The sequence below is a fragment of the Arthrobacter sp. MMS18-M83 genome (assembly GCF_026683955.1).
Lineage (GTDB): Bacteria > Actinomycetota > Actinomycetes > Actinomycetales > Micrococcaceae > Arthrobacter.
This window is the reverse complement of record NZ_CP113343.1, coordinates 1,464,461-1,476,242: the sequence shown is the minus strand read 5'-3', so window position 1 is coordinate 1,476,242 and position 11,782 is coordinate 1,464,461. Positions and strand designations below refer to the sequence as shown.

10 protein-coding genes are annotated in these 11,782 nt (G+C 64.3%); 9 read left to right on the top strand and 1 reads right to left on the bottom strand.

What is annotated here, in order from left to right:
• Window positions 1-48: 48 nt before the first annotated feature.
• Entirely contained in the window at window positions 49-909 is an 861-nt protein-coding gene (locus OW521_RS06945; protein WP_268024047.1) for a sugar phosphate isomerase/epimerase family protein, read from the bottom strand.
• Window positions 910-1,146: 237 nt separating this feature from the next.
• Between OW521_RS06945 and OW521_RS06940 the strand changes: the two genes are divergently transcribed.
• The 9 genes from OW521_RS06940 (at window position 1,147) to OW521_RS06900 (ending at window position 11,697) form a co-directional block, all read left to right on the top strand.
• The gene (locus OW521_RS06940; protein WP_268024045.1) at window positions 1,147-2,142 is read left to right on the top strand and encodes a substrate-binding domain-containing protein; all 996 of its coding nucleotides are present in this window, start codon (window positions 1,147-1,149) and stop codon (window positions 2,140-2,142) included.
• A 67-nt stretch (window positions 2,143-2,209) separates the two neighbouring features.
• A complete protein-coding gene (locus OW521_RS06935; RefSeq protein ID WP_268024043.1) occupies window positions 2,210-3,259 on the top strand; it encodes an ABC transporter permease in 1,050 nt (349 codons plus the stop codon).
• Window positions 3,260-3,271: 12 nt separating this feature from the next.
• On the top strand, window positions 3,272-4,207 hold the full coding sequence (locus tag OW521_RS06930) for an ATP-binding cassette domain-containing protein (protein WP_268024041.1): 936 nt from the start codon (window positions 3,272-3,274) through the stop codon (window positions 4,205-4,207).
• Between the two features lie 31 nt (window positions 4,208-4,238).
• Complete coding sequence (locus OW521_RS06925) at window positions 4,239-5,669, top strand: aldehyde dehydrogenase family protein (protein ID WP_268024039.1); 1,431 nt, start codon at window positions 4,239-4,241, stop codon at window positions 5,667-5,669.
• Between the two features lie 22 nt (window positions 5,670-5,691).
• The gene (gene iolD / locus OW521_RS06920) at window positions 5,692-7,641 is read left to right on the top strand and encodes a 3D-(3,5/4)-trihydroxycyclohexane-1,2-dione acylhydrolase (decyclizing) (protein WP_268024037.1); all 1,950 of its coding nucleotides are present in this window, start codon (window positions 5,692-5,694) and stop codon (window positions 7,639-7,641) included.
• The gene (locus OW521_RS06915) at window positions 7,638-8,426 is read left to right on the top strand and encodes an HpcH/HpaI aldolase family protein (RefSeq protein WP_268024035.1); all 789 of its coding nucleotides are present in this window, start codon (window positions 7,638-7,640) and stop codon (window positions 8,424-8,426) included. Before iolD ends, OW521_RS06915 begins: the two co-directional genes overlap by 4 nt.
• A 29-nt stretch (window positions 8,427-8,455) precedes the next feature.
• Window positions 8,456-9,667, top strand: coding sequence for a Gfo/Idh/MocA family protein (locus tag OW521_RS06910; protein WP_442781229.1), 1,212 nt, complete (start codon window positions 8,456-8,458; stop codon window positions 9,665-9,667).
• A gap of 2 nt (window positions 9,668-9,669) precedes the next feature.
• Complete coding sequence (locus OW521_RS06905) at window positions 9,670-10,686, top strand: LacI family DNA-binding transcriptional regulator (RefSeq protein WP_268024031.1); 1,017 nt, start codon at window positions 9,670-9,672, stop codon at window positions 10,684-10,686.
• A gap of 78 nt (window positions 10,687-10,764) precedes the next feature.
• Entirely contained in the window at window positions 10,765-11,697 is a 933-nt protein-coding gene (locus OW521_RS06900; protein ID WP_268024029.1) for a hydroxyacid dehydrogenase, read from the top strand.
• Window positions 11,698-11,782 lie beyond the last annotated feature (85 nt).

Below are 11,782 nucleotides of genomic sequence, written 5' to 3'. Positions count from 1 at the left end.
AGTGTTTCCCTTCCAACTGTGAGTCAGTTGGGTCGGCTGAAAGGCGCGTCAGGCCGGAAAGCATGCCAGTGCTGTCGAGTAGGCGGATTCCAGCGCTTCGCGAACAGGTAGTGTGCGGTGTTGTTTGGAGAGGATTTCCACGCCCCACGGCCCGTTGAAACCGATGGCCTGGAGCGTTTTGATGAACCCGGTGACGTCCTGGTCCCCCTCTCCGCAAAGACGGCGATTGTCCCGGGTGTCCTCAAAGAGGGTCCCCTTGATTTCCGCGTTGGCGTCATTAAGTTCGACGCCGAAAATCTGCTCGGCGGTGAGGCTGCGTGACAGCTCATCCAAGCTCGTTCCAGCACGGAAGACATGCCAGTAGTCAACCACCAAGCCGCAATCCGGCATATCAACGGATCGCATGAGCTCGGCGGCAGCCGGCATCGAGCCGACCATAGAAAAAGGCATGGGCTCGAGGGCAATGCGCGTCCCTCTCGTTGAGGCCTCCGTTGTCAGGCGTCGCAGCGGCTCCACGAGGAAAGCGAGATCATTCAAGGGCTCGCTGAACGCCGTTCCGATCTTGATGAAGCGCGCCCCCAGTGTTTCAGCAGCGTCGAGGAGCAGTTCAAGCTGCGGCTTCCACTCGTGGGAGCGGGACTCGTCCCACCAGTTACTGAGCAACTCGACTTCAACATGGCGGAAGCCTGCTTGGTCGACGAGTTTCCGGAGTCCGGAGAAACCGATCGCGTCCCTCGCGGCGACGAGGTCATCGTACGCCAATCCGAACCCTGCCCATCCGGTAGAGGCGATTGCTTCCAAACGCTCGACGATTGGGACGGGGCTCGTCTCGGGGTTGCTCAAAGGCGCGACATTTCCTGCGCTGGTCCAGCAGGTCGCGATCAGTTCGGGGGTGCTTGAGTACGTCATCGTTCTCCTCGCGACGGTGCGCGGCTAGTTAAGGCGGTGGGTGGGAACACCCATCGATCATCTAATTGGAACGGTCTATTGACATCTGGTCAAGTCTTGATTTAGCGTTGGAGCGTTCCACAAAGCGATGTGGATCACATCCGTTCACAGCTAGATGGTTCCGTCCTCCCACCATGTCTTCGAAGGCACAGCAACGGGGTCGACGGTCGAAGTACGCGACATCAAAGGAGATCTCACGTGGCAAAGTTCAATTGGCGGCGGGGCGCAGTAGCGCTGGCCGTAGTACCGCTTCTGGCCCTGGCGGCATGCTCAAGCGGAGGCGGTAAGCCGGCCGACACCGCCAACGCCGCCGCTGCCGGCCAAGCAGTAAGCACTCCCCGGATGAAGGTGGCCCTCATCACCCACGCCGAGGCTGGCGACACGTTCTGGGACATCGTCCGCAAGGGCGCCGAGGAGGCCGCGGCGAAAGACAACGTCGAGGTCCTCTATACGAACGATTCCGACGCCGGCCGTCAGGCCCAGCTTGTACAGCAGGCGATCGACCAGAAGGTCGACGGCATCGCGGTCACCATCGCCAACCCAGGCGCGATGAAGGACGTGTTGAAGAAGGCCACTGACGCCGGTATCCCGCTGGTGAGCTTCAACGCAGGCGGCGATGTCTCCGCGCAGATGGGCGCCTTCACCCACTTCGGCTCCAACGAGACATTGGCCGGTGAAGCGGTAGGCTCCAAGCTCGCGTCCCAAGGCTACAAGCACCCCATCTGCGTGATCATGGCACAGGGGCAGGTGCAACTCGAACAGCGGTGCGCCGGCGTTAAGGCGAAGGTCCCGGCCACGGAGATTCTTTACGTTGACGGCAAAGACATGACCGCAGTGCAGTCCACGGCGACGGCGAAGCTGCAGGCTTCCAAGGACGCCGACGTGATTATTGGCCTCGGCGCCCCGTACACGGTCACCATCCTGAAGGCGGTGGCTGATGCGAACAGCTCGATCAAAGTAGCGAGCTTCGACCTCAACCCTGCCCTCGCCCAAGCCATCAACGACGGCAAAGTCCTCTTCACGGTGGATCAGCAACCGTACCTGCAGGGTTACCTGGCGGTGGATGGGTTGTGGCAGAACAAGCGCGGTGGCTTCAAGGTCGGTGGCGGCCAGCCGGTCCTGACCGGCCCGGCCATTGTGGACAAGTCCAACATCTCTGACGTGCTGAAGTACGTCCAGCAGGGTATCCGCTAGACAGAAGAGTTCGGGCCGCGCGACGCGCAGGCGGCGCGCGGCCCCGATCATCAAGGAGTTATTCCTCATGACTACTACAACTGCTCCGGCGCCGACGCCGATTTCTGATGAGCGGGTCGGACGGCGCAGTCCCGTCCAGAAGCTCTTGGCTCGTCCCGAGGTCGGTGCCCTGGTGGGCGCGATCGTGCTGTTCGTGTTTTTCTCGGTGGTCGCACCCACCTTCACGCAGCCGAATGCGCTTGCGACCGTCCTGTATGGTTCCTCGACGATCGGGATCATGGCGGTGGGGGTGTCGTTGCTGATGATCGGTGGCGAGTTTGACCTTTCCACCGGTGTGGCCGTGATTTCCTCGGCACTGACCGCTTCCCTGTTCAGCTGGTATTTCTCGATGAACGCGTGGGTGGGTGTGGTAATCGCCCTGCTGGTTTCCCTGGCGATCGGTTTCATCAACGGCTGGATCCTGGTCAAGACGAAGCTGCCCAGCTTCATCGTCACGCTGGCGACGTTCCTGATGCTCACGGGCCTGAACCTGGCCCTGACCCGGCTCATCGGCGGCAGCGTATCTTCCCCGTCCATTTCCAAGCTGGACGGGTTTGATTCGGCCCACGCGGTGTTCGCGTCCTCGATCAGCATCGGCGGGGTCGAGGTGAAGATCACGGTGTTCTTCTGGATCATCCTGGTCGCCATTGCTTCCTGGGTGCTGTTGCGCACCAAGGTGGGCAACTGGATCTTCGCCGTGGGCGGTGACGCGAACGCTGCCCGCGCCGTGGGCGTCCCGGTGACCAAGACCAAGATCGGGTTGTTCATGGCGGTCGGCTTCTGCGGCTGGATCCTGGGCATGCACAACCTCTTCGCCTTCGATACCGTGCAGTCCGGTGAAGGCGTGGGCAACGAGTTCCTCTACATCATCGCGGCCGTGATCGGCGGCTGCCTGCTCACGGGTGGTTACGGTTCTGCAGTCGGCGGGGCCATTGGCGCCTTCATCTTCGGCATGGCCAACAAGGGCATCGTGTACGCGCAGTGGAATCCGGACTGGTTCAAGTTCTTCCTGGGCCTGATGCTGCTGCTGGCCACCATCGTGAACCTCATCGTCAAACGCCGCGCAGAGCTCAAGTAAAGGGGCGGACCAATGAATGCCAAACAGATCGACCAGCAGACCCTGCTCAAGGATGAAAAGGATCCGCTGACCCACACCCCCGTGCACCTGCTCTCCCTGGACGGGGTCGGCAAGCACTACGGCAACATCATCGCCTTGCGCGATGTGACCATGGCCGTGGACAACGGCCGCGTCACCTGCGTCCTTGGCGACAACGGCGCGGGCAAGTCCACCCTGATCAAGATCATCGCCGGCCTCCACCAGCACGACGACGGCGTGCTGCACATCATGGGCGATGTGCGGAAGTTCAATTCGCCCAGGGACGCCCTGGACGCCGGCATCGCCACCGTCTACCAGGACCTCGCCGTGGTCCCGCTGATGCCCATCTGGCGGAACTTCTTCCTCGGCTCGGAACTGACCACCGGGTTCGGGCCGTTCAAGAGCATGGATGTCCAGAAAATGAAGGACATCACCCTGAAGGAACTGGCCGAGATGGGCATCGACCTGCGCGATGTGGAACAGCCCATCGGCCAGCTCTCCGGCGGTGAGCGCCAGTGTGTGGCGATCGCCCGGGCCGTGTACTTCGGCGCGAAGGTGCTGATCCTGGACGAACCGACGGCCGCGCTGGGCGTCAAGCAGTCCGGCGTCGTGCTCCGCTACATCCTGCAGGCCCGCGACCGGGGCCTGGGTGTCATCTTCATCACCCACAACCCGCACCACGCCTTCCCCGTGGGTGACCGCTTCCTGCTGCTCAAGCGCGGCAAGTCCATCGGCTACTACAACAAGAAGGACATCACCCTGGACGAACTGACCGCCCAGATGGCCGGCGGCGCCGAACTGGCCGAACTCGCCCACGAACTCGAACAACTCGGCGGACACTCAGAGGCCCTCAAGGAAGTCCAAGCCGAAGTGGCCGAAGTATCCGAGGCCGCCGAAGCCGTGCTCGAAAGCAACGCCAAGCGCCACTAAGCGCGAACGTACACAACCTGATGGAGCAACCATGGAAATGCTAATAGCCGGAAACTGGCGCGGCGCCGCCGACGGAAGGACCGAGGAAGTCCGCTCGCCCTTCGACGGACGCACGATCGACACAGTCCCCGTAGCGACGGTCCAGGACGCCCAAGCCGCTCTTGACCGCGCCGAGATCGGCGCCCACCTGCAAAGGACCACACCGGCCCACGTGCGCGTCGACATCCTCCTGCGTGCCGCCGCGCTGGCCGATGAACGCGCCGAGGACATCGCCCAGACCATCAGCGCCGAAACCGGGAAGCCCATCACCGAAGCACGGGGCGAGGCCAGCCGCTCCGGCAACATCATCCGCTTGGCCGCCTACGAAGGGAGCCAGCTGTACGGCTCCACCCTTCCGTTGGATGCAAACGCCGGGACGGGGCTGGACAAGATCGGGTTCACGCTCCGGCAACCGTGCGGCATCGTCGTGGCCATCACACCGTTCAACTACCCCGCCCTGCTCGTGCTGCACAAAATTGCACCCGCGCTGGCAGCCGGTAACGCCGTCGTGCTCAAACCCGCCCGCGCAACGCCGCTGACGGCGCTGAAGCTGGCGCTGTGCTTCGTCGACGCCGGGCTGCCGCCTGAGGCGCTGTCCGTGATCACCGGACCCGGCAGCTCCCTGGGCGACGTGCTGGTGACGGACCCGCGGGTCCGCAAGGTGTCCTTCACCGGTTCCACCAGCATCGGAACGCACATCAGCTCCATCGCCGGTGTGAAGAAGCTCTCCCTCGAGTTGGGCGCTTCGTGCCCGGTGATCATCCTGCCGGACGCCGACCTCGAACTCGCCTCCACCGCGGTGGCGGCCGGCGGCTACGTCAACGCCGGTCAGGTGTGCATTTCGGTACAGCGGGTCATTGTTGACCGCCGTGTCGAGAGGGACTTCCTGGATGCGCTGGTCCCGAAGGTCGAAGCGATCGTCGTGGGCAACCCCAAGGAAGAGGCCACACGTCTTGGTTCGCTGATTTCCGTGGAGGAAGCATCACGCGTCCACGCATCGATCACCGAGGCCCGCCATTCCGGAGCGAGGGTCCTCACCGGTGGTGACCGTGACGGCGCCGTGGTGACTCCCGCCGTCGTCGCCGGCGTCGACCCACAGTCGCCGCTGAGCCGGAACGAACTGTTCGGACCAGCCGTCGCCGTCTCCTCCGCGCAGGACATGGAATCCGCCATCGCCATGGCCAACGACAACGAGTACGGCCTGGGCGCAGGCATCTTCACGAACGATGTCGCCGGAGCGGTGCAAGCCATGCGGCAGATCGACGCCGGCAACATCCACATCAACTGGTCGCCCCTGTGGCGGGCCGACCTCATGCCCTACGGCGGGTTGAAAGGCAGCGGGATCGGCAAGGAAGGCGTCCGCTCTGCTGTTCAGGAAATGACCGAAGAGAAGACGGTCGTCCTGCACGGACGCCCCTGGTAACGACGACAACTGGAATAAGGCAATGACCACACCATCGCAGACCATCAGGCTCACCACAGCCCAAGCGGTCATCAAGTATCTTTCAGCACAGTATTCGCTGGCCGACGGCGTCCGCCGCCGCCTGGTCCCGGCAGCACTCGGGATCTTCGGCCACGGCAACGTGGCCGGCCTGGGACAGGCATTGGACGAGCTGGCCGACGATATGCCGTTCATCCAAGGCCGGCACGAGCAGTATCTGGCCCACATCTCCACCGCGTATGCCAAGGCGAGCCGCCGCCGGGCAGTCCTCGCCGTGACGGCCTCCATTGGCCCGGGCGCCCTCAACCTCGTCACCGCCGCCGGCCTGGCAACGGTAAACAGGGTTCCCCTGCTGCTCCTGCCCGGTGACACCTACGCCACCCGGCATCAGGGCCCGGTGCTGCAGCAACTGGAGCACCCCACCGAGGCTGATGCCACGGTCAACGACGCGTTCCGGCCCGTATCGCGCTTCTTCGACAGGATCAACCGCCCGGAGCAGCTCCTGACCGCCCTTCCGCAGGCAATGCGCGTACTCACCAGCCCCACTGATACCGGCGCAGTGGTCATCTCGCTGCCCCAGGACGTGCAATCCCACGCCTACGACTTCCCGGCCGAATTCTTCGAGCCACGGGACTGGAAGATCCGGCGGCCGCTGCCGGACCTGGAAGAGGTCGACGACGTCGCCCGGCTCATCCGCTCGGCCGAGCGTCCGGTAATTATCGCCGGCGGCGGCATCCACTACTCCGACGCCCACGCGGCCCTCGAGGCGCTGGCAGGACAGGCCGGAATTCCCGTGGTCGAGACGTTCGGCGGCAAGGGCGCCGTGACCAAGGACGAATGGTGGCAAGTGGGCGGCGTCGGGCTCGAGGGCAACTTCGCGTCCAACACCCTGGTCAAGCAAGCCGACCTGGTCCTCAGCGTCGGCACGCGCCTCACCGACTTCGCTACCGGTTCCCAGTCGATCTTCGAAAACCCGGACGTCCGTTTCGCGTCCTTGAACATCGTGGACGCCGATACCCGTAAGCAAGGCGCCACCGGGATCCTGGCGGACGCCCGCCTGGGGCTGGAAGCACTTGCCCGGGCATTGGAGGGCCACAACACCAGCGAGGCGTGGCAGGAAACCGTCCACTCCGAGAAGGCAAAGTGGGCCCCCATCCGGTCCCAATGGCTCGACGCCGACACTCCCTACCGCGCGGAGGACCACCCGGACGCGCCGGTCACAGGAGCCGTCCTGACCCAGCCGCAGCTGATCGGACTGATGCAGGAACACGCCCGCTCCGGCGACACCATCATCGCCGCGGCCGGAGGACCTCCCGGTGACCTGCAAAAGGTCTGGGATGCTACGGGCAACCGGAATTGCCATTTGGAATTCGGATTCTCCTGCATGGGCTACGAAATCGCAGCCGGCATGGGCGTCCGCTTGGCCGAGGGCAATAACGACAACCGCGTGGTCACCTTCATAGGCGACGGCACGTTCCTCATGGCACCCACCGAAATCCTCACCGCGGCCCAGGAAGGCCTCAACGTCACGGTGGTCGTCTCCGAGAACCACGGCTACCAGGTCATCCACCGCCTGCAGATGAACCGCAGCGGCAAGGAATTCGGAAACGAGTTCCGGTACCGCACCACAGGAGGCAGCGTCGCCGCAGAGGACGCCCCCAAGGCGCGACTGGACGGCGACTACCTCAAGGTGGACCTGAGGCAGATCGCCGAAGGCCTGGGCGCCCTCGCCATCCGCGCCACCACCGCGGCAGAGGTCCGGGAAGCGCTGGCCTCCACTCGCGACACGGAAGGACCGGTGGTCATCGTGGTGCCAACCGTTCCGCACGTGGACCTGCCCGGGGGCGACGTTTGGTGGGATGTGGCTCCGGCCGAGGTTTCCGGTCAAGAGTGGGTCCGCACCCTCCGCGCCGATTACGATCAGGCACGCAACCGCCAGCGGTGGTTCGGATGAGCGCCGAAGCGCTGAAAAGCGGTCCGCTCGACGGCGGTCAGCTGCGGCGCCGCTTGGCCGCCGGAGAGGTGACCCTGGGAACCTTCGTTGGCATGGCTTCGGCAACCGCAGTGGAAGTGTGCGCCGTTGCCGGAGCGGACTGGGTTCTGATCGATCTTGAGCACGGTTCTGGCGGTGAGGATGCCGTCCGCGACGGTGTCCTTGCTGCCGGAAGCTACGGCGTCCCCACCATCGTTCGCGTGGAGAGCGGGGAACGGATCCGCATCGGTCGGGTCCTGGACCAAGGCGCGGCAGGCATCATGGTTCCCCGACTGAAATCCGTTGAGGAAGCCGGCCAGACCGTGAAGCACATGCTGTATCCGCCCTACGGGGACCGCGGCGTGGCAACGTACAACCGCTCGTGCCGCTGGGGCATGGACCGGGCTCCGTTGAGCGCGGACCAGCAGTCAACCGTGGGAATCATCCAGATCGAAACTCTGGACGCACTGGAGCGCGTGGAGGAGATCGCGGCGCAGGACGGCGTGGATGTCCTCTTCGTCGGCCCAATGGACTTGTCCTTCGCTTTGGGTGTGCCGATGCAACTGGATAGCAGTGCCTTCCAAGAGGCGTTGCAGCGGGTGGTCGGGGCCGCGCAACTGCACAACAAAGCGGCCGGCATCCTCGCGGTGGACGGCATGGCGGCGGCCAAGTACGTCCGTCAGGGCTTCCGGTTCGTGGCCATCGGCTCGGACTCCACCATCATGGCGGCGGCGTTCCGTGACGCCTTTGCCACCGCCCGCAACTGACAAGAATTTTCAACGAGAAAGGCATGAACGTGAGCCCAGAATCCCGCACAGTCGGTGTAGGCCTTATCAGCGTAGGGTGGATGGGAAAGCTCCACTCGCGCGCCTACCAGACGGTCCCGTACGCCTACCCGGAGCTTGGCTTGACCACCAAGCTCGTGATTGCAGCAGACACTGCGCCGGACCGGGTGGACTACGCCCGCGACGTCCTTGGCTTCGCGGAAGGCACCACTGACTACCACGATGTCCTGAACCACCCGGACGTGGACGTGGTCTCCATCTGCGCCCCCAACTTCCTGCACGCTGAAATCGGCATCGCAGCAGCCAAGGCGGGTAAGCACTTCTGGATCGAAAAGCCTGTTGGACGCGGCTATGAGGAAACCGCAGCCGTGCAGCAAGCCGCCGTGGAGGCCGGCGTCGTGACGTCCATCGGATACAACTACCGCCACGCACCGGCGGTAGAGCACGCCAGGAAGCTCATTGCCGATGGCCGATTGGGCCGCATCACCAACGTCCGCGCCGTGTTCTTCTCCGGGTACGCGTCCGAACCCAACGGCGCGTTGTCCTGGCGCTTTGACCGGAAGCTCGCCGGGACCGGCGTGCTGGCCGATCTGTTCAGCCACGCAACGGACCTGTGCCAATATGTAGTTGGGCCCATCGCCGAAGTAACCGCGCTCACAAGCACGGTCTACACGCAGCGCCCCAAGCTGGCAATGGGGTCCGGAACGCACTTCGCAGTGATCGAAAACGGTGAAATGGGAGAGGTCGAGAATGAGGACTACGCAGCAGCGCTGGTCCGCTTCGGCCCGTCCGCCATCGGAGCAGGGGCCGTCGGCACCATCGAATCCTCCCGCGTTGCCGTTGGGCCCGAATGCGGTTACCAGATCGAGATCTACGGAACCGAAGGCTCGCTCAAATGGGACTTCGAGCGCATGAACGAACTCAAAGTCTGCCTGGGCCGAAACAACGACGAGCAGGGCTACACCACGGTCAACGCCAGCCCCCGCCACGGGGACTACTCGCACTTCCAGCCCGGCCCCGGCAACAGCATGGGCTTTGACGACCTCAAGGTCATCGAAGCCAAAAAGTTCCTGGTCGCCGTCACTGGAGGAGCGCAGGAAAACTCCAACATCCACGATGCCGCTTCAGCCGCCGCCATTGTCAGCGCTGCAGAAGCATCCTCGCTGTCCGGTCAATGGCAGAAGATCGAGGAAATCCACGGCACCACGGCAGCGCGAGCCTAACCATGGCAACTCCATCCGCCCGGCGGCCAACGATCATGGACGTGGCAGAACGTGCCGGCGTTTCCAAATCCTTGGTCTCACTCGTGCTGCGCGACTCGCCGCGCGTCAGTGACGAACGCCGCCAGCGGGTGCTCAAAGTTGTCGAGGAGATGGGATACGAGATGAACCTCGCTGCCCGGTCCCTGGCAACGCGGGACAGCGGAACCATCGGTGTGCTGGTCAGCGACATGCACAACCCGTGGGCCTTTGACGTAGCCGACGCCGCACGGACCGTACTTGAAGAGGCCGGGCACACCGTGCTCTTCAGTGCGGTCACGGCGGCGGACAGGGGGGTGGACCAATCCATCCTCCAGGCCTTCCGGGACTTGCGTGTCGCGGGCCTGCTCGTCGTCGGAACGGTGCCTGACCAGCACCCGTTCAGCCGTGCCGTCTCCGGCGGGGCTGTGGTCTTTGCCGGCGGCGGGCCGGACTACCTCGATACCGCCGATATTGTGCGAAGCGACGACGCCCACGGCATGGCCATGGTTGTTGAGCACTTGATCGCCCAAGGACACGAGAACATCGTGCACCTAGGCGGCCTTGGTGGCTCGGTTGGCCGGGAACGCGTGGACGGGTATTCGGCAGCCATGGAAGAACACGGACTGGGCCGCCACATCCGCGTGGTCGATGCCGACTTCTTCCAGGAGTCCGGCTATGTTGCCGCCCAAAGGGCCCTGAGCTCCCGCTCCAAGCACCAGCGCCCCACAGCGCTGGCCTGCATCAACGACCTCGCCGCTTTTGGTGCCATGACAGCTGCCGATGAACGCGGCGTCGAAATAGCCATCACCGGTTACGACAACATCGCCCTGGGTGCCATGCCGCGCCTGGGACTGACCACTGTTGACCCGAACAGCTCCACCATTGGCGTCACAGGGGCCAAAACCCTCCTGGAACGCATCCATGGTGAAGGCGGCGGCTTCGTCCACCATACCGTCACGCCCCAGTTGGTCGTGCGGAAATCCAGCCTCCTGGGTCTTTAGAACACAGGCCTCTAGAACACCACGTCGCAGCGCCACACCTGGCGCAGCCCCCATAACCCCACATCTTCAAGGATGACGATGGCTTCTTTAACCACACCCCAAATATTTGTCGCCCTCGGCAGCGTCGAACCCGACTTGGTGGAACCGCTCCTCTCCGAACACCAGCGACTCATCCAGGACCCCACCGACGAGGACCTGGCCAACGCCGATGCCGCGATCGTCAGGGCCGCCTACCGCGTGGACCGGGAACTGCTGGACCGCATGCCGGCCCTCAAAGTCATCGCCAGGACCGGCGTCGGAACGGACCTGGTCGACGTCGCCGAGGCCAACCGCCGCGGAATCCCGGTGGTCATCACACCCGGAAGCAACACGGCATCAGTGGCTGAAGGCGTGTTCGCCCACCTGCTCGCGCTCGTCAAGAAGCTCTCTCCGCTGACCGCGCTGGTCCGCGAGGGACGCTGGGAGCACCGCGCCGCCGTTGATGTCGGAGACCTGGAGGGATTCACGCTGGGCATCATCGGCTATGGCCGGATTGGCCGCCGGGTGGCGCGCATCGCCGAAGCCTTCGAGCTGAAGGTCCTGGCATACGATCCGTTCGCCGAGATCCCGGCGGAGATCCGTTGTGACACCGTTGAGGAGCTCCTCGCGGGCAGCGACTTCACCACCCTGCACGTGCCGCTGACGCCCGAAAACCACAACCTCATCAGCGCGGCCCGCCTCAAGACCATGCGGGCCGGAGCGATCCTCATCAACTGCAGCCGTGGCGGCCTCATCGACCTGGACGCTGCCTACGAGGCACTGCAGTCCGGGCGCCTTTCCGGGCTCGGCCTGGATGTGTACGATCCCGAGCCGCCTGCGCACCACCCGCTGTTCGACCATGAAAGCGTGGTCCTGACCCCGCACTTGATGGGCTTCACCCGTCAAGGCATGGCGCACACCGTCAGGGACGCCGCCCAAGGTGCGGTTGACGTCCTCGCCGGGCGCACCCCCGCAGCAGTGGCGGCTCCATGACATCCCGTGCAGTTGAGCATGTCCCCGCCAACCGGCCAGAACCAACCCAAGCCCCCGGTCTTCTCCGGGCAGCCCCCTAGAAAGG